The 20479-nt window shown below is 71.6% G+C and carries 17 protein-coding genes; 8 read left to right on the forward strand and 9 right to left on the reverse strand.

Features of this window, described 5'->3' with window-relative positions:
• Nucleotides 1-24: 24 nt before the first annotated feature.
• From QFZ76_RS11975 to QFZ76_RS11990, 4 genes are all read right to left on the reverse strand, one after another.
• Entirely contained in the window at nt 25-1431 is a 1407-nt protein-coding gene (locus QFZ76_RS11975; RefSeq protein ID WP_307673696.1) for a CitMHS family transporter, read from the reverse strand.
• Between the two features lie 134 nt (nt 1432-1565).
• Nucleotides 1566-3818, reverse strand: a complete 2253-nt coding sequence (locus tag QFZ76_RS11980; RefSeq protein ID WP_307673697.1) for a molybdopterin oxidoreductase family protein — start codon at nt 3816-3818, stop codon at nt 1566-1568.
• Between the two features lie 149 nt (nt 3819-3967).
• On the reverse strand, nt 3968-4585 hold the full coding sequence (locus QFZ76_RS11985) for a TetR/AcrR family transcriptional regulator (RefSeq protein WP_266442293.1): 618 nt from the start codon (nt 4583-4585) through the stop codon (nt 3968-3970).
• Nucleotides 4582-5217, reverse strand: coding sequence for a hypothetical protein (locus QFZ76_RS11990; RefSeq protein ID WP_307673698.1), 636 nt, complete (start codon nt 5215-5217; stop codon nt 4582-4584). The genes QFZ76_RS11985 and QFZ76_RS11990 overlap by 4 nt, the downstream gene beginning before the upstream one ends.
• Before the next feature lie 157 nt (nt 5218-5374).
• On the opposite strand from QFZ76_RS11990, the gene hmgA reads away from it, so the two are divergent.
• The 3 genes from hmgA to QFZ76_RS12005 are packed head-to-tail and all read left to right on the forward strand — an operon-like array spanning nt 5375 to nt 8670.
• Nucleotides 5375-6709 carry a homogentisate 1,2-dioxygenase gene (gene hmgA, locus QFZ76_RS11995; protein ID WP_307673699.1) on the forward strand — a complete coding sequence of 445 codons (1335 nt, stop codon included), beginning with the start codon at nt 5375-5377 and terminating at the stop codon, nt 6707-6709.
• Nucleotides 6710-6736: 27 nt separating this feature from the next.
• A complete protein-coding gene (locus QFZ76_RS12000; RefSeq protein WP_307673700.1) occupies nt 6737-7486 on the forward strand; it encodes a GntR family transcriptional regulator in 750 nt (249 codons plus the stop codon).
• A gap of 26 nt (nt 7487-7512) precedes the next feature.
• Nucleotides 7513-8670, forward strand: a complete 1158-nt coding sequence (locus QFZ76_RS12005; protein ID WP_307673701.1) for a type ISP restriction/modification enzyme — start codon at nt 7513-7515, stop codon at nt 8668-8670.
• 7 nt (nt 8671-8677) lie between these two features.
• Here the strand turns inward: QFZ76_RS12005 and QFZ76_RS12010 are convergent, their stop codons facing one another.
• Nucleotides 8678-9391, reverse strand: coding sequence for a TetR/AcrR family transcriptional regulator (locus tag QFZ76_RS12010; RefSeq protein ID WP_307673702.1), 714 nt, complete (start codon nt 9389-9391; stop codon nt 8678-8680).
• Between the two features lie 63 nt (nt 9392-9454).
• Here QFZ76_RS12010 and QFZ76_RS12015 point away from each other — a divergent pair, with 63 nt between their 5' ends.
• Nucleotides 9455-10402, forward strand: coding sequence for an ATP-binding cassette domain-containing protein (locus QFZ76_RS12015; protein WP_307673703.1), 948 nt, complete (start codon nt 9455-9457; stop codon nt 10400-10402).
• Nucleotides 10399-11181, forward strand: coding sequence for an ABC transporter permease (locus tag QFZ76_RS12020; RefSeq protein WP_307673704.1), 783 nt, complete (start codon nt 10399-10401; stop codon nt 11179-11181). The genes QFZ76_RS12015 and QFZ76_RS12020 overlap by 4 nt, the downstream gene beginning before the upstream one ends.
• Nucleotides 11182-11196: 15 nt before the next feature.
• On the opposite strand, the gene QFZ76_RS12025 is transcribed toward QFZ76_RS12020, so the two are convergent.
• The 4 genes from QFZ76_RS12025 to QFZ76_RS12040 form a co-directional block, all read right to left on the reverse strand.
• Nucleotides 11197-12891: an amidohydrolase gene (locus QFZ76_RS12025; RefSeq protein WP_307673705.1), complete on the reverse strand. Its 1695-nt coding sequence runs from the start codon at nt 12889-12891 to the stop codon at nt 11197-11199.
• A gap of 316 nt (nt 12892-13207) precedes the next feature.
• On the reverse strand, nt 13208-13474 hold the full coding sequence (locus QFZ76_RS12030; RefSeq protein ID WP_307673706.1) for a hypothetical protein: 267 nt from the start codon (nt 13472-13474) through the stop codon (nt 13208-13210).
• A gap of 126 nt (nt 13475-13600) precedes the next feature.
• The gene (locus QFZ76_RS12035; protein ID WP_307673707.1) at nt 13601-14401 is read right to left on the reverse strand and encodes an anti-sigma factor; all 801 of its coding nucleotides are present in this window, start codon (nt 14399-14401) and stop codon (nt 13601-13603) included.
• The gene (locus QFZ76_RS12040) at nt 14398-14940 is read right to left on the reverse strand and encodes a sigma-70 family RNA polymerase sigma factor (RefSeq protein WP_307673708.1); all 543 of its coding nucleotides are present in this window, start codon (nt 14938-14940) and stop codon (nt 14398-14400) included. Before QFZ76_RS12040 ends, QFZ76_RS12035 begins: the two co-directional genes overlap by 4 nt.
• 208 nt (nt 14941-15148) lie before the next feature.
• On the opposite strand from QFZ76_RS12040, the gene QFZ76_RS12045 reads away from it, so the two are divergent.
• The 3 genes from QFZ76_RS12045 to QFZ76_RS12055 all read left to right on the forward strand — a co-directional run bounded on the left by QFZ76_RS12045 (nt 15149) and on the right by QFZ76_RS12055 (nt 20466).
• Nucleotides 15149-16681 carry a DUF4331 domain-containing protein gene (locus QFZ76_RS12045; RefSeq protein ID WP_307673709.1) on the forward strand — a complete coding sequence of 511 codons (1533 nt, stop codon included), beginning with the start codon at nt 15149-15151 and terminating at the stop codon, nt 16679-16681.
• Between the two features lie 267 nt (nt 16682-16948).
• Nucleotides 16949-18745: a tetratricopeptide repeat protein gene (locus tag QFZ76_RS12050; protein ID WP_373464512.1), complete on the forward strand. Its 1797-nt coding sequence runs from the start codon at nt 16949-16951 to the stop codon at nt 18743-18745.
• Nucleotides 18742-20466, forward strand: a complete 1725-nt coding sequence (locus tag QFZ76_RS12055; RefSeq protein WP_307673711.1) for a sulfite exporter TauE/SafE family protein — start codon at nt 18742-18744, stop codon at nt 20464-20466. The genes QFZ76_RS12050 and QFZ76_RS12055 overlap by 4 nt, the downstream gene beginning before the upstream one ends.
• Nucleotides 20467-20479: the final 13 nt, after the last annotated feature.

Here is a 20479-nt window from a genome sequence, read left to right on the forward strand (position 1 = left end):
ATGGCGAGTTGGCCGACGGGTCTGTCAGATGATCCCGAAGAGGATTCCTGCCCCGAGGATGATCAGAGATGTCAGCGCGGCCCACTTGACCACGAACCGGGTGTGGTCGCCGAACTCGACCTTGGCCATGCCGACCAGGACGTAGACGGCCGGGACGAGCGGGCTCGACATGTGCAGCGGCTGGCCGACCAGCGAGGCGCGGGCCATCTCCAGCGGCGAGACGCCGTGCGCCGCGCCGGCCTCGGCGAGGACCGGGAGGACGCCGAAGTAGAAGCCGTCGTTGGACATGAAGTAGGTGAGCGGAAGGCTCAGCACGCCGGTGACGAGGGCCATGTGCGGGCCCATGCCCTCGGGGATGACGTCCACCATCCACTTGGCCATGCTGTCGACCATGCCGGTGCCCTGGAGGACACCGGTGAAGACGGCGGCGGCGAAGACCATGCCGGAGACGTTGAGGACGTTGTCCGCGTGAGCGGCGAGGCGGGCCTTCTGGTCGGGGATGTGCGGGAAGTTCACGGTGAGCGCGAGCGCGGCGCCGATCAGGAACAGCACCGGGATCGGCAGGTACTCCATGATCATGGCGGTGAGCAGCACGACCGTGAGGAGGAAGTTGAACCACAGGAGCTTGGGACGCAGGGTGGCCCGGTTCTGGTCGAGGCCCTGGAAGTCGTCGTCCTCGTCGGCGTCGGTGCCGAAGCCGGCGCCGCCGGTGCGGGCCGGGGTCTTGCCGTCGCCGGCACCGCCCGCGCCGACCAGGACCGTCTCGGTCTCCTTCTCCTCGACCTTCTCGTCCACCAGGATCTCGCCCAGCGTCAGCACGCCCAGCCGCCTGCGCTCACGCACACCGAGGACGTACGACAGGATGAAGACGCCGAGGAGGCCGACCAGCAGGGCCGGGATCATCGGGACGAAGATGTCGCTGGCGTCCAGCTTGAGGGCGGTGGCGGCACGGGCGGTGGGGCCGCCCCACGGCAGCGTGTTCATCACGCCGTTGGCCATGGCGGCGACACCGGTCATCACGACCAGGCTCATCTTGAGGCGCTTGTACAGCGGGTACATCGCCGAGACCGTGATCATGAAGGTGGTCGAGCCGTCGCCGTCGAGCGAGACGATCGCGGCGAGGACCGCGGTGCCGACGACGATCCGCATCGGGTCGGCCTTCGCGAACTTCAGGATCCCGCGGACGACCGGGTCGAAGAGGCCGACGTCGATCATCACACCGAAGTAGACGATCGCGAACATGAGCATCGCCGCGGTGGGGGCGAGGCTGGTGACGCCGTCGATGACGTAGTCACCGAGCTTGGCGCCCTTTCCCACGAACACACAGAACAGTGCGGGGATCAGTACGAGCGCCGCGATCGGCGACATCTTCTTCATCATGATCAGGACCAGGAAGGTCGCGATCATGGCGAAGCCGAGGATGGTCAGCATGAGTGGATACCTAACGTTCGCCCTTGAACTCCCACCAGGGCCGGCGGTGGCGACGACGTTAGGACTCGTCAAGTGGCGTTAACAAGACGTTGACACGCGAGCAATAAGCGCAAAACTCCTGGTCACAGCTTTGCTCAGGTCAGAGCAGGGAACTTTTCGGTCACGGCGGCGACTTCGACGGGCACTCCGTTGAGAACGGCGTTGCCCGAGAGCGGGTCGAGCAGGCTGCCGTCGAGGATCTGGTTGACGTTGACTCCGGGGTCGGCGGAGGCGTGGCTGAGCCGGGTTCCGGGCCGGTCGTGACCCCAGCCGTGCGGCAGGCTCACCACACCCCGGCGCACCCCCTCGGTGACCTCGGCGGGCGCGGTCACCTCTCCCCCGGCGCCCTTGACCCGCACGGGCGCCCCGTCCCGTACGCCCAGGCGTTCGGCGTCCTCGGGGTGGATGTGCAGGGTGCAGCGGTTGGTGCCGCCGGTGAGGGCGGGCACATTGTGCATCCAGCTGTTGTTGGAGCGCAGATGACGGCGGCCGACCAGGACGAGCCCGGCGGGCCGCTCGTGCAGGGCCTGGCGGAGGCGGGGCAGGTCTCCGGCGATCGGCTGCGGGAGCAGCTCGACCTTGCCGCTGCGGGTCTTCAGCGGCTGCGGCAGGCGCCGGCTCAGCGGCCCGAGGTCGATGCCGTGCGGATGCGCGAGCAGCTTCTGAAGGCTCAGCCCGTCCGGGCGTACGCCGAAGCCGTCGCCGTACGGTCCCAGGCGCAGCATCAGGTCGAGGCGCCGCTCGGGGCCGGTCTCGCCGGTGAGCTGTGCGGCGAGCTCGCGGGGATCCCGGCCGTGGACCGGGGAGTGCGGCTCCTTGACCGCCTTGCCGAGGGTCTGGTCGATCACCATCGCGTCGACGGCGGCCGGGTCGGCGCCGTGCATGCCGGTCGCGGCCAGGACCAGCCGGGCCAGGATCTCGGTCTCGGCCATTCTGCCGGGCTCCAGGGGCACGGCGGGGCGGGTGTAGCGGACCTGGTTGCGGACGGCGAGGGTGTTGAAGGCGAAGTCGTGGTGCGGGCTCTGGGAGGGCGGAGGCGGCGGCAGCACGACGTGGGCGTGGCGCGAGGTCTCGTTCAGGTACGGGTCGACGCTGACCATGAAGTCGAGGGACTCGAGGGCCTTGTCGAGCCGGTTCCCGTCGGGGGCGGACAGCACCGGGTTGGCGGCGACCGCGATGAGCGCGCGGACCGGTTCTCCCTCCTCGGTGGCCGTGTCGATCTCCTCGGCGAGCGCGGAGAGCGGCAGCTCCCCCTTCGCCTCCGGGTGCCCGCTCACCCGGGAGCGCCAGCGCCCGAGCGCGAAGCCGTGGCCGGGCCCGGCGGGCCGCGGCGTCCTGTCGGTGGCCGCCTGCGGGAAGAGGGCGCCGCCGGGCCGGTCGAGGTTGCCGGTGAGGATGTTGAGGACGTCGACGAGCCAGCTGGCGAGGGTGCCGTGGGGCACGGTGCAGCTGCCGATGCGGCCGTATACGGCGGCGGTGGGGGCGGCGGCGAGTTCGCGGGCGAGGGCGCGGATCGTGACGGCGTCCACGTCGCAGGCGTCGGCCACGGCTTCGGGGGTGAAGTCCCGTACGGACGCCGCGAGTTCGCCGAGCCCCTGCACGTGGGCGGCCAGGTCTCCGAGCTCCACGAGGCCCTCCTCGAAGAGGACGTGTGCCATCGCCGCGAGCAGCAGGGCGTCGGTGCCGGGCCGGATGGCGATGTGGCGGTCGGCGAGCTTGGCGGTACGGGTGCGGCGGGGATCGACGACCGTGAGCGTGCCGCCGCGGGCCTTGAGCGCCTTGAGCTTGCCGGGGAAGTCGGGTGCGGTGCACAGACTCCCGTTGGATTCCAGGGGGTTGGCGCCCAGGAGCAGCAGGTGGTCGGTGTGGTCGAGGTCGGGTACCGGGATCGCGTTGGCGTCGCCGTACAGCAGGCCGCTGGAGACGTGCTTGGGCATCTGGTCGACGGTGGACGCGGTGAAGATGCTGCGGGTGCCGAGCCCGGCGAGGAGCACCGGCGGGTAGAGCGCGCCGGCCATGGTGTGCACGTTGGGGTTGCCGAGGACGACGCCGACGGAGTTCGCGCCGTACCGCTCGACGACGGTCCGGATCCCGGCGGCGACCGCGTCGAAGGCCTCCTCCCAGGTGGCCTCGCGCAGCTCGCCGTCCTTGCGGACGAGGGGTCCGCGCAGCCGGTCGGGGTCACCGTCGACGGCCCCGAAGGAGGCGCCCTTGGGGCAGATGAACCCCTGGCTGAACACATCGTCCCGGTCACCGCGGGCACCGGTGACGCGGGTGCCCTCGATGGTGAGCGTGAGCCCGCAGGTGGCCTCGCACAGGGGGCAGATTCGCAGGGCGGTGCGGGACACGGGTCCTCCCGGGGGCGGCGGCTTCGGTGACGCGCGGACGAGAGTGAGCATACCGACCGGTATGCACGGAGGGGAGGGTCAGCGGGGGACGAGGTCGGAAATTCACGAACCGTTACAGCGCCGGTCCGGCCGACCCGGGCGCGGACGCCCTAGTCCAGCACCCGCGCCAAATACGCCCGCAGCAGCTCCCGGGTCTCCTCGATGATCTTCTCGTCGCCCTCCGGAGCCACCCGGAAGGCGAGGTGGACGAGGGTGTCGGCGGTTTCCACGGCGACCAGGAAGGTGCGGCGCAGGTCCTCGTCCGGGGCGCGGTCGAGGTAGCCGGAGAGGAGGTCGGTGAGGCGGTCGGCGACGCGGTGGTTGGGTTCGGCGTAGCGGGAGCCGACCGGGATCTGGTTGCCGAAGTCGACGAGGGTGAAGCCGGGAGCGGTGCGCTTCATGGCGAGGTACTCGTCGAGTACGGCGTCCACCGCCGCCCGCCAGCCGCCCTCGCCGGTCCCCCGGAGGCGCTCGGTGACGCGCTCGGTGTAGCGCTCCAGGTTGCGCTGGGCGAGGGCGTCGGCCATCGCGCGCTTGTTGCCGAAGAAGCGGTAGACCGAGCCGATCGGAACGCCGGCGCGCAGGGCGACGGCCCGGGTGCTGAGCGCGTCGTAGCCGACCTCGTCGAGGAGGTCGGCGCAGGCGTCGAGGATCCTCGTCAGCCGTTCGGCGCTGCGCCGCTGCACGGGCGCTCGGCGGAGCGATGTCGCTGGGGGCACGGGCTTCATGATGCCTTTCCGCCGCGGTCCGGGAAACCTCGCCCCTCAGTACGGCGCACGGAGCCCGGTGCGCTCAGCACGCCGTTCCCGGTCCCGGTCGCTTCCGGCAACCTCCCGGTCCCCGCCGACTCCGACTGCGCCGACGCCGTGACGTCCGCCGTGCTCTCGACCGGCTCGCCGTCGACGGCCCACACCGTGCCGTCGTCGGCGTACAGGCGGGCGGTGACATGGTGGGTGCCGTGCGGGACGTAGCGGGCGGAGAGGCGGTACTCGGAGGTGCGCAGCCGGGCGACGGGGTGACCGTCCACGAAGAGGCGGACGATGCCGCGGCCGGCCACCGCCTCCTCTTTTGCACCGGCGGGCGAGAAGCGGAAGTCCTCGAGAGTCAGGCGGACGTTCCAGCTGTTGCCGGCGGCGGGCTGCACCTCGATGCCGACGTCGGGTGCGCCCTCTTCCTCCACCTCACGGAAGCGATGCCCCTCTTTGTCGGTCTCGTCGAGGAGTTTGCCCACCGGTGAGGGCGAGGGGTCGTTCCTCCGGTTCTGTTGCTCGTCCGCACCGCTGGTGCCACAGCCCGCGGATCCTGTCAGCAACAGGACACAGACCGCGAGCGCAGCAAGAAGTGCCCGCGTCCACGCCATGTCGGGGAGCGTAGAACACCGGTACGACACCTCGTATCCCCCTGGAGTCTGGTTCCCGCGCTCCGAGATCCTCCGTGAGGAGGTCTCCTGTCCTCTTGCGCCGGGGAAAACGCAATCCTACGGTGACACATAGGAATCAGACCGCAAAGGAGCGATCATGAACGGGGACGCGCGGAAGACCGCCGAGGGCCTCACCTACCTCTCCGGCTTCGGCAATGAGCACAGTTCGCAGGCCGTCCCGGGCGCACTGCCCGAGGGCCGCAACTCGCCCCAGCGCGCCCCGCTCGGGCTGTACGCGGAGCAGCTCAGCGGTACGGCGTTCACCGAGCCCCGGGCGTACAACCGCCGTTCCTGGCTGTACCGCGTCCGCCCGTCGGCCGCGCACCCGGCGTTCACGCGCACGCAGAACGGCCGGATCCGCACGGCTCCCTTCACGCAGGCCGTGCCGGACCCGAACCGGCTGCGCTGGGACCCCCTGCCGGAGCCCACCCCGGGCACCGACTTCCTCGCCGGGCTGTGGACCCTCGGCGGCAACGGCGACGCGACCCAGCGCACCGGCATGGCCGTGCACCTGTACCACGCCGACGCCTCGATGGACCGCGTCTTCAGCGACGCGGACGGCGAGCTGCTGATCGTGCCGGAGCGCGGCGGGCTGCTGCTGCGCACGGAGTTCGGGCTGCTCCAGGTGGAGCCGGGACATGTGGCGCTGATCCCTCGTGGCGTCCGCTTCCGTGTGGAGCTGCTGGATGCGTCGGCCCGCGGCTATGTGTGCGAGAACTACGGGTCGCCCTTCCGCCTCCCCGACCTCGGCCCCATCGGCGCCAACGGCCTCGCCAACCCCAGAGACTTCCGGGCGCCGGTGGCCGCATACGAGGACGACGAGAACACGGAGGGTCCGGTGGAGGTGGTCAACAAGTTCTGCGGCAACCTCTGGACGGCCACCTACGACCACTCGCCGCTCGATGTCGTCGCCTGGCACGGCAACCATGTGCCCTATGTCTATGACCTGCGCCGTTTCAATGTGCTCGGGACCATCTCGTACGACCATCCCGACCCGTCGATCTTCACGGTGCTGACGTCGCCGTCGGACACTCCCGGCCTGGCCGGCGTCGACTTCGTGGTCTTCGCGCCGCGCTGGCTGGTGGGCGAGGACACCTTCCGGCCGCCGTACTTCCACCGGAACGTGATGAGCGAGTACATGGGGCTCATCGAGGGCGCCTACGACGCGAAGACCTCCGGCCCGGGGGGCTTCGTGGCCGGCGGGGGCTCGCTGCACAACATGATGTCGGCGCACGGGCCGGACGGGGACACCTTCGACCGGGCGAGCGCCGCCGAGCTGCGGCCCCAGAAGGTCGACGACGGGCTGGCGTTCATGTTCGAGACCCGCTGGCCGGTGACGCTGACACCGCACGCGGCCCAGGCGGAGCATCTGCAGCAGGGCTACGACGACGTGTGGCAGGGACTGGAGCGGCATTTCCGCCCCTTGCACTGAAGATTCCCTACCGGTACGGATGGCCCCGTGACCTCCTTCGCCCCGGACTCGATCGTCCTGAACCGCAAACTGCCGCTCTGGTACCAGGTGTCGCAGTCGCTGCGCGCCTCGATACTGGGCCGCTCGCCGCAGGACCCGCTGCGGCTGCCCACCGAGGAGCAGTTGGCGGGGCACTACGGGGTGAGCGTGCTGACCATGCGGCAGGCGCTGAAGGAGCTGGAGGACGAGGGCCTGATCACGCGCCACCGCAGGCGCGGCACGTTCATCGAGCCGGACGCCCTGCGGGGCGCCCCGGTGCGGCTGCTCGGCTCGGTGGACGCGATCGTGGCCCAGCAGTCCGGCATGGCGACGCAGCTGCTGGAGCACGGCAGGGCGCCCGTGCCGCCCGAACTCGCCGAGTTCTTCCCGGATCTCGCCGAGGTGGCGACGTACCACCGCCTGCGCGGCGAGGAGAAGACCGGCGAGCCGACCAACCACGCCCGCAACTACGTCCGTCCCGAACTCGCCGCGCGGATCGACCCGGACGACCTGGTCCGCTGGCCGATGACCAAGGTGCTCAGGGATGCCGTCGGGGCGGACATCAGCCGCATCACGGACACCGTGGAGGCCCGCCTGGCGGACCCGGAGACCTCCCGTCTCCTCCAAGTCCCGCTGCTCAGCCCGATCCTGCACTACACGGGCGTCACCTACGACACGGGCGGGCGCCCCCTGGACGTGGCCGTCATCCACTACCGGGGGGACCGCTTCTCCTTCACGGTGACGTTGGACGCCACCTGAGCCGGCTGTCCGTGGCAGGTCGTACGATGCCGAGCGTGACGCACGACGATGCCCCGCCGCTGGCGGACCTCATGCCGTGGTCCGTCGCACCGCCGCGGCTCGGCCGGGGGTGGCCGACGGGCCCCGACGCGGCATCCCTGAAGGCCCGCTGGGACGCCCTGATGAAGGCCGAGGGCCCGGACCGGGAGGCCCTGTTCGAGCCGACCCGCTCGCGCACCCTGCGCTCGGCGGTCGGCCAGCTGCCGGGCCAGACGGGCAGCACGGAGAAGCTGATCCGCGCCTCTGGGCCCTGCCCGGAGCCCGTACGGGTGCTGAACGCGCCCTTCGACGAACAGTGGCTGATCCCCGACCACCGGCTGATCGACGCGGCCCGGCCCGAACTGTGGCGGGTGGCGGACGAGCACCAGATCTTCGTCACGGAGAGCCCCGAGACCCCCGGCCCGCTCCTCCTCGCCACCTCCCTGCTCCCGCTCCACCGCCCCGGCCGGATCCGCCCCCTGTACCGCCGCCCCGGTGGCGCGGAACCCAATCTCGCGCCGGGCCTGTTGGACCACCTGGCCGCCCGTCTCGGCCTCTCCCCCACCCCGGCGGACCTCCTGGCGTGGACCGTGACGGCGGTCCGCCCCGGCCTCACCGTCCCCCTCACCGAGGACCCCGAACTCTGGGCACACGGCGTCGAACTCGGCCACCGCGTCCTGTGGCTGATGCGCCGCGACGGCAGCCGCCCGAAGCTGCCGGGCGGCCGCCGCCCGTACGTCCGCGCACCCCTGCCCTCCCGTCCCCTCTCCGTGCACTACGACCGCGACGAGGAGGCCCTCCACCTCGACGAGGGCCGTATCTCCCCGGTGCCCCCGGAGTCCTGGGACTTCGAGGTGGGCGGAACACGCGTACTGGAACAGTGGTTCACGGCCCGCACCACCGACCCCGAGCCGGGCACCCTGGAGGCGATCCGCCCGCCGACCTGGCCGCAGGCGTGGACGTCGGAGCTGCTGGAGCTGATCACGGTGCTGGCGCTGCTCGCGGAGCTGAGGCCGCGGCAGGAGGAACTGACGGTGACCGCGCCGATCACCACGCAGGAGCTGCGCAAGGCCGGCGTGCTGCCGGTGCCGGAGGCGGCACGCAGGCCCGCGTCGGTGCTGGACCACCACGAGGAAGGCCCGGAAGGCCAAGTCGCCTTGCTCTAGCCTTGCTCTAGGTTCTGGGCTCGAAGGCGTCCATGACCCGCTGGAGCGCCCGTTCGAACACCGCCTCCAGATCGATCGGCCCGGAGGCCTCCATGAAGGCCGCCGCCACCCGCGGATAGGCGCCGGTGGCCACCTGGCTGCCGAGGTAGGCGATCCGGACCGCGTTCTCCTCCTCCTCGGACCAGGGCATGGAGCGGGTGCGCTCGGCGGTGGCGAGCTCGTTCGCGGTGTACGTCGTCACGACGCCGTTGAGCAGCGCGACCAGCTCCATCTTGATGCTGTACGGCACCTCGAGCGGTTCGAGGCAGGCCAGGCAGTGCTCCAGGTAGCGCAGGGTGTTGGGGCTGAAGCCGTAGACCCCCGCCATCAGGCGCGGCACCCACGGGTGGCGGCGCATGATGGCGCGGGTCTCGTACGCGTTGCGGAGCATGTCGGCGCGCCAGTCGCCCGAGGGCTCGCCCATCTCGTGCTCGGCGCCGATGGCGTCGAGCATCAGCTCGTACAGGTCCTCCTTGCGCGGAACGTAGTTGTACAGCGACATCGTTCCGCAGCCCAGTTCGGCCGCGACGTGTCGCATGGAGACGCCGTCCAGCCCCTGCGCGTCCGCGATGCGCACGGCCGCCGCCGCGACGTCCGCGCGCGTGAACGCCGGCTTCGGCCCCCGGCCCGTCCGCTCGGGACGGGCCCAGATCACTTCGGGTACGGCCGCTCGGCCCGCCATCGATCATCACCTCGGCCACCATCCTAGTTACGTACAGCGTACGTAGTGCGCTATGGTCGGTCCATGACTTCTACGTACGCTGTACTTAGTGAAGGTCTGGAGAAGCGGTTCGGTGCCGTGCACGCCCTGCGCGGCCTGGATCTCGCGGTGGCGACCGGCACGGTCTGCGGCATCCTCGGCCCGAACGGGGCGGGCAAGACCACGGCCGTACGCCTGCTCACCACCCTGCTGCGACCGGACGCGGGCTCCGCACGGATCGCCGGCCACGACCTCGTCCGGGAGGCGGCGGCCGTACGGCGCAAGATCGGCGTCACCGGGCAGTACGCGTCGGTCGACGGGGACCTGACCGGGCGCGAGAACCTGCGCCTGTTCGCCCGGCTGCACCGGGTGCGGGGGCCGGCCGAGCGGGCCGGCGAGCTCCTGGACCGCTTCGGGCTGGCCGAGGCCGCCAACCGGGCCGCGTCCACCTACTCGGGCGGGATGCGCCGCCGGCTGGACCTGGCGGCGAGTCTGATACGCCGTCCCGAGGTGCTGTTCCTGGACGAGCCGACCACCGGGCTCGACCCGGCCAGCCGGAACCTGATCTGGTCCGCCGTGCGCGACCTGACGGCGGAGGGCACGACCGTGCTGCTGACCACCCAGTACCTGGAGGAGGCCGACCAACTCGCCCACGACATCGCCCTGGTGGACCGAGGGCGGGTCGCGCACACGGGTTCGCCCGCCCAGCTCAAGTCACTCATCGGGACCCATGTCGAGGTCGTCGTCGCGGACGCGGACGTGCTGGCGAAGGCGGCGGCCGTGCTGGACCGACTCACCGGCGCGCAGCCGTCGTTCGACCACGAGCGCAACGCCGTCGGCGCGGTCAGCCGGGACTCGACGCTCACCCTCCCCCGTCTGGTGCGCGAACTCGACGCGGCGGGCGTGCCGTTGCTGGACGCGAGTCTGCGTCCGCCGACCCTCGACGACGTGTTCCTCCAGCTCACCGACGACCACCAGGAGCGTGCGGCATGACCACACTGGCCTACGACGGCGGCGCGATGCTCGGCCGTCAGCTGCGGCGGATGCGGAACAACCCGGGGCTGCTGATCCTGACCCAGACGATGCCGATCAGCATGCTGCTGTTCTTCGGCTACGTCTTCGGCAGCGCGCTGGCGATGCCGGGCGCGGACTACCGTGCCTTCCTGGTGCCGGGTCTGCTGGTGGCGACCGCCGCCAACGGGATCATGACCGGGATGTTCCAGGCGGCCCAGGACACTCACCGGGGCGTGATGGACCGCTTCCGCACCCTGCCGATGAGCCGGGCGGCCGTGCCGCTGGGGCAGGCGGTGGCGGACCTGGTCGTCACGGCGGCCGGTACGGTTCCGCTGCTGCTGGTCGGCCTCGCGGTGGGCTGGCGCGTGGAGGGGAGCGCTCTGGAGGCGGTGGGCGCCTTCGGCCTGTTGCTGCTGTTCCGGTTCGCCACCACCTGGATCGGGATCTTCCTGGGCCTGCTCACCCGCAACGAGGAGGCCGCGGGCCAGCTCGGCGGCGCGACCTTCCTGCTGCCGCTGCTGTCCAACGCGTACATCCCGGCCGAAGGGCTGCCGGCCTGGCTCCGGACGGTCGCCGAGTGGAACCCGATCAGCGCGGTGACGACGGCCCTGCGGGACCTCTTCGGCAACGCCCCCGTGCCGGAGGGTGCGGCCTGGCCGGTGGCCCATCCCGTCGCCGGGTCACTGGCCTGGTGCGCGGTCCTCCTCGCGGTGTTCATGCCGCTCGCCGTGCGACGGTACGCGCACGGCGAGCGCTGACCGCCTGTCGCGGCCCTAGGTCTGCGGGGTCAGTTCGGGACCGAGCGAGGAGAACTTCTCCTGGGAGACGACCCGCTTCGGCGGCCAGGTGATGTTGTCCGGCGGCCAGCTCTGGCCGGTCTTCTTCAGGAACCACTGGGGCGGCTCGTACATCGGCGGCTCGTAGCCGTCGGGGAGGGAGGTCTTCCACTCGACGTCCTTCGTCCGCTCCGTGAACTCGGCCTTGATCGCCTTCAGGCGTTCGGGCTGGGTGATCAGGTCGACGGCCGTGGCCGCGAGATAGCGCGCGGCGGCGAGCAGGGCCGCCTGGCCGGGGGCGGCCGCCGCGCAGGAGGCGGTGGACCAGGTGTGCATCTTGGTGCCGATCGGGGCGAGCGCGGCGCCCATGGAGACGGTCGGCACGTTCCAGCTGATGTCGGCCACGTCCGTGGAACCGCCGCCCATGAACACCGGGTTGGGGGCGGTGAGCGCGGCGACCTCGGCGTGCATGCCCTTCTGCGGCAGCCCGAGGGACTCCTGCAGCTCCTTGGCCAGCTGGTGGGCCTCGTCGGAGTACTCGGGCGGGCCTATCTGCCGCATGTTGTCGTGCATCAGCTCCGCGAAGGCCTTGGAGGGCAGCTGGTTCCAGCAGGCGGAGGTGATGCGGTGCCGCACCTTCGTCTGCGAGGCCTTGGCGGCGGCCTCCGAGACGGCGATCACCTTGTCGAGGAGGACCTGGACGCGGGCGGGGCTGCCCTCGCGTACGTAGTAGGAGATCTCGGCGATCTCCGGGGTGACGTTGGGGATGTCCCCGCCGTTGTTGATCACCCAGTGCAGGCGGCCGGACGGCGCCAGGTTCTCCTCGCGCAGGAACTCCGACATGGTCGCCATCATCACGGCCGCGTCCAGCGCGCTCTTGTTGCCGAGCGGGGTGCCGCCGTGACCGGCGACGCCGAGGAAGGTGAAGGTCACGGCCGTCATCGCGGTCGAGGAGCCCCACCCGGTGGCGTTGGACGTCGACGGGTGCCAGTCGAGGAACGCGTCGAGGCCCTCGTACACGCCCTTGCTGACCGCGTACGTCTTGCCGATCAGGGTCTCCTCGGCGGTGGAGCCGAAGAACTTCACGGTGACCGGAAGTCTGTGCTTCTCGGCGGCCCGCGCGACGGCCGCCGCGGCCGCTGCCGCCGCCGTGCCGAGGGCGCTGTGGCCGCAGCCGTGGCCGGGGCCGTAGCTGGGGGCGAAGGGGTCGTGGACGTACTCGCGCGGGTCGTGGTGGCCGACGCCCTTGTGCTGCGAGAGGCCGGGCAGGGCGTCGTACTCGCCGCTGAAGCCGAGGACGGGGCCGCCGCTGCCGTACGAGAAGGTCGCGGTGAACGCGGTCGGGAAGCCGGCGGTGCCGAACTCGACGTCGAATCCGGCCTTCTCGAGGAAGCCCGCCTCGGCGAGGGAGGAGTTCCACTCGCGCAGGCTGAGCTCGGCGTTCTCCCAGATCTCGGAGTTGAGAGCGGTGATCCGGCCCGAGTTGCCCTTGATCCAGTCCAGGGCGGTCGTCTTGGCGGGGCTGTCCTGGGCGAGGCCGGTGGGTGCCTCGTAGGCGGACGGGGTGTCGTCGGCGGAGACCGCCGCCATCGCGGGGTCGGTCTCGGCGGCCATCACGGCGGTCGTGACACCGGCCGCGCCCAGCAGTTGCATGATGCGGCGGCGGCTCAGTGCCTGGCCGTTCGCGGACATCGTCTCGTGTTCATGCTGATCGTGCAGGTCACACACGCGCGCCTCCGGCGGTTGAGGATCGGTGCATCAGCCACGTGAAACGTGTAAACGATCAACAACCCTGGACCGGCAACGTTGCCGGGTCAACATGCGTGCATGACAAAGGTGTTACGCGCGGGGGCAACGGGAGGCGAGAGGGTGAGGAGACGTACCCGCGCTCGGCGGACACACCTGGACGCCGCTGCATGCCGTGGGGATGACGGACGACGGGATCGCAGCACTACGCCGGGACGGTGTGGCCGCCTGAGCGCGGGTCAGGAACTCCGAACGCGAGGGCTCAGCGCCCGCCGAACAGCGAACGGCTCAGTCGGCGCAGTGGCGCGAAGAGCGAGAGCCGCCTCACTCGCGCACCCCTGGGGCTGCGCTCGCGCGTGTCACGTGCGGTCAGCTCACGCATCAACGAGGTCGCCTCGACCGTCTCCCGTTGGGGGACGGCAGGACCGCCCAGCACCGAGAGATGGCGGTCGAGACGCGAACTGGTCGCGCTGCTCCCGCAGGTGATCGCAGGGACCCTCGCCCTGCTGCGCACTGTTATCTGTTCCATGTCACTCCCCACCCGTACGAGTCCACCCGGCCCGGGCAGGGTAACCCTATCGCCCCCTTGGGGCACTCGTGTATCGCGGTCACAGGATTCACCTTCCCTGTAAGGAGGTTGACGACTCCTCTTTGATCACTCTCCGAATCCAACCGATTTCAGGGCGAGTTGGACAACCGGCTGGGTAGTGGGCTGCGGTGATCCCCCGTCGGGCTCGACGGTCACAGCGAGTGAGGTGGCGGAGGTGTCGAGACCGGACGCCACCAAGGGCGTGTCGTCGCCGAAGAGCCCCAGGGAGCGCGGTTGCGCGTCGGGGCGCATGAGCCACAGTTGGCGCACACGGTCGCTCGGCAGGTCGTCGTATCCGCTCAGGGTGACGACCGCGCTCCCCTCCGATGCGGAGGCGATCACTCCGATACTGCGGCCCTCGGTGTCCTGGCCCCTCGTCGCACGCGCGTCGGGAGCCGCGAGAACGTGGGCGATCTCACGCGCCTGGGTCCGCTCGGCGTTCAGTTGGTCCTCCGTCTGCCCGGCCTGGACGGCGAACAGGGACGCGACCACGAGGGCCGCGGCGGCGGTCGCCGTCGCGAAGGGCACGAACAGGGGGATCCGCCGCCGCTCACGGGGCGGCGGCTGCACGCCCCACACGTGCGGCGGCAACTGGGGCGGACGCGCGCGTGCCGCCTCCCGCGGGGCGTTCTCCTGCGGAGTGGTGCGTACGGCGGCCAGCACCCGTTCGCGCATCGCGGCCGGCGCCGGGGCGGCCGCCGACCAGGCGAGCCGGACGGCGTCCTCGGCCAGGGCGCGCACCTCGGCGGGACAGCTGTCGCACTTCTTCAGGTGCTTCTCGAAGCGGCGGCGCTCGTCGGGTTCGAGGGCGTCCAGGGCATAGGGCGCGGCCAGGGAGTGGAGGTTCTCGCGGCGGAACAGGCTCACGCCACACCTCCCAGGCACTCGCGCAGGCGGGTCAGTCCGTCACGCATCCTCGTCTTCACCGTGCCGAGCGGCAAGGAGAGCCGCTCGGCCACTTCACGGTAGGTGTACCCCTCGTAATAAGCGAGGGTGACCGACTGGCGCTGCAGGGCCGTGAGGCGGTCCAGACAGCGGCGCACCCACTCGCGTTCGAGGCCGGCCTCCACCTCCTCGGTGACCTGGTCGAAGGCAGGGTTGTGGGAACGCCTCGCCTCGCGCTGCTCGCGTTCGCCGGCGGCGCGGGCGCTGCGCACCCGGTCGACGGCCCGGCGATGGGCCAGGGTGAGGATCCAGGACAGGGCGCTGCCCCGCCCCGGGTCGAACCGCCCCGCCGACCGCCAGAGTTCGAGCAACACTTCCTGCGACACCTCCTCCGACTGCGCCGGATCCCGTACGACCCGTCTCACCAGCCCGAACACGGGCCCGGACACCAGTGCGTACAACTCCTCGAACGCCCTCTGGTCACCACCCGCCACGAGCATCAGCAGCTCGTCCGCCTCCACCCCGGCTCCCCCTCTCCGCACACCGCACCCGGCCCGCCCCGTCCCACGAGGTATTCGCAACGAACCCACCTCCGGATGGGGTTACGGATCAGCGGGCCGAAAACGCGGGCCCGGCAGGGAGAAAAAGACTTTTCAGATTCGACCAATCCGGCCCGCCCCCCGCTCCGAATCCCCCGGCGTCAGGCAAGTTGGACTGAGGACGGACGGCATGACACCTATCTCCAGGAGCGGTTCGGGACGCAAGCACCTCGCGACCCTCGTATGTGGTGCGCTGGCCGCCGGGGGGCTCGCAGCCGCCGGCGTGACCGCGCTGGAACCGGGGGCGGCAGCCGCCTCCAGCCACCGGGAGGCCCCGCTGATATCGGGGCAGCCCCAGTACGACAACACGGACGTGTACGCGTTCGTCAGCCCGGACAAGCCCGACACGACGACGATCGTGGCGAACTGGATCCCCTTCGAGGAGCCGGCCGGCGGTCCGAACTTCTTCCCGTTCGCCGAGGACGCGCAGTACGACCTCCACATCGACAACAACGGTGACGCGCAGGGCGAACTGCTGTACCGCTTCACCTTCAAGACGCACGTCAAGAACGACAAGTCGTTCCTGTACAACACCGGGCCGGTCGAGAGCCTGGACGACCCGGACCTGAACGTCACACAGACGTACGACATCGAGCTGCTGAAGCTCAAACACCAGAAGCTGGTGTCGAAGACGAAGGTCGCCGACGACGTGCCGGTGGCGCCGTCGAACGTGGGCAAGGCGTCCATGCCGGACTACGCCAAGCTGCGCGACCAGGCGGTGCACGAGCTGCCCGGCGGCTCGACGACGTTCGCCGGCCAGGCCGACGACCCGTTCTTCCTGGACCTGCGGGTCTTCGACCTGCTGTACGGCGGGAACCTCACCGAGGTCGGCAACGACACCCTCAAGGGCTACAACGTCAACTCCATCGCCCTCCAGGTCCCGACCCACATGATCACCGAGTCGGCCGAGCAGCCGATCGTCGGTATCTGGTCGACGACCCAGCGCAAGAACGCGCAGGGCTACTACTCCCAGGTCTCGCGCCTCGGTATGCCGCTGGTCAACGAGGTCGTCAACCCGATCAAGGACAAGGACAAGTTCAACGCGTCCGCGCCCTGGGACGACGCCCAGTTCCTCGAGAACGTGACCAACCCGGAGCTGCCGAAGCTCATCGAGGCGATCTACAAGATCGACGCGCCCGACGAGCCGCGCAACGACCTCGTCGACGTCTTCCTGAAGGGCGTGAAGGGCCTCAACCAGCCGCCGCACGTACGCGCGGCGGAGGAACTGCGCCTCAACACCTCGATCCAGCCGGTCGCCGACCCCAAGCGGCTCGGTGTCCTCGACGGCGACAACGCGGGCTTCCCTAACGGACGCCGCCTCACCGACGACGTGATCGACGCCTCGCTCCAGGTCGTCGAGGGTGAACTGCTGGGCGCCAAGAACGACCTGGGCGACGCCGTCGACAAGAACGACAAGGACTTCGAGAAGGCCTTCCCGTACGTCGCGCTGCCCACCGAGGGTTCCCGCGGCCCGCTCGCCAAGGGCACCACCGACGGCAACGACGTCCGCAGCCAGATCGGCGACGCGCTGCAGCCGGCCGGTGCGGGCGGGACCGACGACACCACACTGATCGCCGCCTCCGCGGGCGCCGGCGCGGCCGGCATCCTCCTGATCGGCACCGGCCTCATGTGGTGGCGCCGGATGCGGAGCCGGGCGTACTGATCCGTACTCCCCACCGACTGGCGCGGCCCGCACCTTCCCATTCCCCCACGGCGCGGGCCGCGCCGCAGCTTCCCTGCACAGCGAGCCGACCGAGGAGAGGGCATGGCCCGGCGTACGAACGACAGCGCACCGGAGAACGACCAGGGCGCAGAGCCGACGGCGCCGCCGGAGCGCGAGCGTGGCCCGGGCATGGACGCGGGGCCGGGACACGAAGGCGGCGCGGGTATGGCCGTGGCCGCGGGGCCCGGACACGAAGACGGCGCCGGTATGGCTGCGGCTGCTGTGCCGGTGCCCGTGGACGGGGCGAGCACAGCCACCGTGCCGGAGGCGGGCGCGGGCGCGGGCCCGGATTCTTCGGCTGCGCCAACCGCCTCCGCCCCGGAGCCGGTCGCGCCGGAGGCCAAGGGCACCCCGGAGACAGCTCGGCCCAAGCCGGGGGCCGACTCGACATCAGCCCAGCCGCGGAGCGCGTCCCGGACGGGGGCGGGGGCGGGGGCCGCGTCAGCGGATCCTGGGCCCGGCACTCGAGCTACCCCGGAGACCGCTCAACTCAAGCCAGAGACCGACTCGAAAGCACCCCCACCCCAGAGCACAACCCCGCCGGAGGCCGACACCGCGTCAGCGGACCCTCGGCCCGATACCCAAGCCACGCCGGAGGCGACCCGTCCCGCTCGGGGCTCCGAGATCGCCGTGACCGATCAGCGCGTTGCCGCCGTGCGGCGGGTGGGGGCTGCCGGGCGGCGTTGGCGGGCCGGTCAACTGGCCGGTTGTGCGGTGCTGTTGGCCATCGCGTTCACCGCGGGTTCCATTGCGGTCGGTGCCGTGCGGGACGGCGGCACGGCGGAGGTCGTTTCCGCGCCCGCCGCCGTGTCGCCCGAACTGCTCACCGGCGGTGACCTCGACGCGAGCATCACCGCCCTGCAGGCTCATCTGCGCGCCCAGCCGAGGGACTTCGGCGGCTGGGCCACGCTCGGGCTCGCCTATGTCGAGCAGGCCCGGACCAAGGGCGACCCGTCGCGCTATCCGCAGGCCGAGCGGGCGCTGAAGCGCTCCCTCGGCCTGGAGCCGGACAACGTCCAGGCGCTCGCCGGCCGCGCCGCCCTCGCCGCGGCGCGGCACGACTTCGAGGACGCGCTCGCCTACGCCGACCAGGCACTGGAGCAGAACCCGTACAGCGAGCGCGCCCTGTCCTCCCGTGTCGACGCGCTCGTCGAACTCGGCCGCTACGACGACGCGTTGAAGGCCGCCGAGCTCGCGGACGAGCGCCGGCCGGGCATTCCCGTCTTCACGCGGTACGCGTACGTGCACGAGCTGCGCGGCGACGTGCGCACCGCGCGCCGGGTGCTGGAGCAGGCGCTCGCGTCCGCCACGGCCCCCGGAGACGTGGCGTACGTGGCCACCGCGCTCGGCCAACTCGCCTGGAACCAGGGCGAGTACGAGACGGCCCTGAACCACTACGCGCGCGCCCTCGCCGCCGACGACACCTATCTGCCCGCCCTGGAGGGCCGCGCCCGCACCCAGGCCGCGAACGGCGACCGGGCGGCCGCGATCAAGGGCATGGAGGCCGTCGTCGCCCGCTACCCGCTGCCCGGCCCGCTCGTCGCACTCGGCGAGCTGTACGAGGCCCGCGGCGCCGAAGGCGACCGGGCGAAGGCCGGCGACCAGTACGCCCTCGTGGACGCCTGGACGGCACTCGCCCGGGCGGGCGGCGTCAACGCCGACCTCGACACCGCGCTCGCCGCCGCCGACCACGGCGACAGGGCCGAGGCCCTGCGCGCGGCCCGCGCCGAATGGGCCCGCCGTCACACCGTGCACACCGCGGACGCCCTCGCCTGGGCCCTGCACGTCAACGGCCGCGACGCGGAGGCCCTGCCGTACGCCCGCCGGGCCACGGCCACCGGCTACCGCAACGCCGCCTTCCTGTACCACCGCGGTGTGATCGAACACGCCGCGGGCGACGAGAAGGAGGCCCGCACCCACTTGAAGGCGGCCCTGGACCTCAACCCCGGCTTCTCGCCCCTGGGCGCCCGTGAGGCCCGTAAGACGCTGGAGGCGGCCAAGTGAAGTCCCGGCCCCAGCTCCAGCCCCACCATCAGTCCCGGCCCCGTCGCCGCGTCCTCGCCTCCGCCGCGGCAGTCCTCACGGCGGCCTGCGCGCTCGTGCTCGTGCCCTCGGGGACGGCCGGCGCCCACCCCCTCGGCAACTTCACCGTCAACCACTACGACGGCCTCGTCACCGCCCCCGGCGAACTGCGCGTCGACCACGTCGAGGACCTCGCCGAGATCCCGGCGACGCAGGCCGGTCCGGAGATCGAGCGGCTGGGCATGACCGAGTGGGCCCGGCAGCGGTGCGCCCAGGCCGCTGAGGGCAGCAGGGTCGCCGTCGACGGCCGTACCGTCGCCCTCACCCCGGAGAGCAGCACGGCACGCCTGCGCCCCGGCCAGGCCGGCCTCGACACCCTCCGCGTGGAGTGCCGCCTCACGGCCCCGCTCCCCGAGGGCGACGCGGTCACCCTCGGCTTCCGCAGCGCGGCCGCGGACTCCGGCCCCGGCTGGCGGGAGATCACCGCGCGCGGCGACCGCACGACGCTCACCGAGTCGGACGTACCGACGACGTCGCCGTCCCGCGAACTGACCGCGTATCCCGAGGAGTTGCTCTCCTCCCCCGCCGACACCAGCACGGCCGCCCTGCGCGTACGGCCCGGCGGCCCGGCCCTCGTCGAGGAGCAGACGGACGCCCCCGCCTCCTCCGTCCTGCCACGCGGCGCCGACCGCTGGACCCGGGCCCTGGACTCCCTGGTCGCCCGCAACGACCTCACCGTCGGCTTCGCCGCGCTCGCCCTGCTCATCGCCGTCGCCCTCGGCGCGATGCACGCCCTCGCACCGGGCCACGGCAAGACCCTGATGGCGGCGGTGGCCGCGGCACGGGGAGGGCGGGCCCGGATGAAGGACGTCCTGCCCCTCGCCGCCTCCGTGACGGTCACCCACACCCTCGGCGTGGTCGCCCTCGGCCTCCTGGTCACGGCCGGCTCGGCGGCGGCACCCTCGGTGATCGCCTGGCTGGGCATCGCGAGCGGCGCCCTGGTGACGATGGCGGGCGCGACCCTCGTACGACGGGCCTGGCGAAACCGCCGACCGCCACACGGACACGACCACCCCCACCCGCACGACCACGACCATGACCACGGACACCCTCACCCGCACGCCCACGCCCACGAGCGCACGCCGGTCCTGGTCGGCGCCCACAGCCAGGCCACACCCACGGGCCACACCCACGAAGACCCTCACCCGCACCCGCACGCCCACCCCCACCACGACCACGACCACGACCACGACCACAGTCATGACCACCGGCACAGCCACGAAGGCGACCACCCCCACGCCCACCCCCACACCGTCGAACACACCCACGGCGGCTTCACCCACACCCACGCCACCGCCCCCACCCTCCGCGGCACGATCCTCCTCGGCTTCGCCGGCGGCCTCGTGCCCAGTCCGTCCGCCGTCGTCGTACTCGTCGGCGCGGCGGCGCTCGGGCAGGCCTGGTTCGGGCTGCTGCTCGTCGTCGCGTACGGCGTCGGGCTCGCCCTCACCCTCACCGCGGCCGGCTTCGCGGTCGTCAAGCTGGGTACCGGAGTCACGCGGGTGCTGGACAAACGCCCGCGCTGGTCGAGCAGCCCGCTGACGGCCCTGGTCCGCCGGACCGCACCGCTGGGCTCCGCGCTCGTCGTCGTGGCCCTCGGGGCCGGACTGGTGCTCAAGGGGGCGGCATCCGCACTCGGCTGAGTTACTTTTGGGG

Origin of the sequence: Streptomyces sp. V4I2, assembly GCF_030817655.1 — a bacterium.
GTDB classification, from domain to species: domain Bacteria; phylum Actinomycetota; class Actinomycetes; order Streptomycetales; family Streptomycetaceae; genus Streptomyces; species Streptomyces plumbiresistens.

Coding starts and splice junctions, on each gene's coding strand:
- QFZ76_RS11975 (WP_307673696.1), bottom strand. CDS start 1,431: ATGCTGACCATCCTCGGCTTCGCCATGATCGCGACCTTCCTGGTCCTG.
- QFZ76_RS11985 (WP_266442293.1), bottom strand. CDS start 4,585: ATGAAGCCCGTGCCCCCAGCGACATCGCTCCGCCGAGCGCCCGTGCAG.
- QFZ76_RS11990 (WP_307673698.1), bottom strand. CDS start 5,217: ATGGCGTGGACGCGGGCACTTCTTGCTGCGCTCGCGGTCTGTGTCCTG.
- hmgA (WP_307673699.1), top strand. CDS start 5,375: ATGAACGGGGACGCGCGGAAGACCGCCGAGGGCCTCACCTACCTCTCC.
- QFZ76_RS12005 (WP_307673701.1), top strand. CDS start 7,513: ATGCCGAGCGTGACGCACGACGATGCCCCGCCGCTGGCGGACCTCATG.
- QFZ76_RS12010 (WP_307673702.1), bottom strand. CDS start 9,391: ATGGCGGGCCGAGCGGCCGTACCCGAAGTGATCTGGGCCCGTCCCGAG.
- QFZ76_RS12015 (WP_307673703.1), top strand. CDS start 9,455: ATGACTTCTACGTACGCTGTACTTAGTGAAGGTCTGGAGAAGCGGTTC.
- QFZ76_RS12020 (WP_307673704.1), top strand. CDS start 10,399: ATGACCACACTGGCCTACGACGGCGGCGCGATGCTCGGCCGTCAGCTG.
- QFZ76_RS12025 (WP_307673705.1), bottom strand. CDS start 12,891: ATGTCCGCGAACGGCCAGGCACTGAGCCGCCGCCGCATCATGCAACTG.
- QFZ76_RS12030 (WP_307673706.1), bottom strand. CDS start 13,474: ATGGAACAGATAACAGTGCGCAGCAGGGCGAGGGTCCCTGCGATCACC.
- QFZ76_RS12045 (WP_307673709.1), top strand. CDS start 15,149: ATGACACCTATCTCCAGGAGCGGTTCGGGACGCAAGCACCTCGCGACC.
- QFZ76_RS12050 (WP_373464512.1), top strand. CDS start 16,949: ATGGCTGCGGCTGCTGTGCCGGTGCCCGTGGACGGGGCGAGCACAGCC.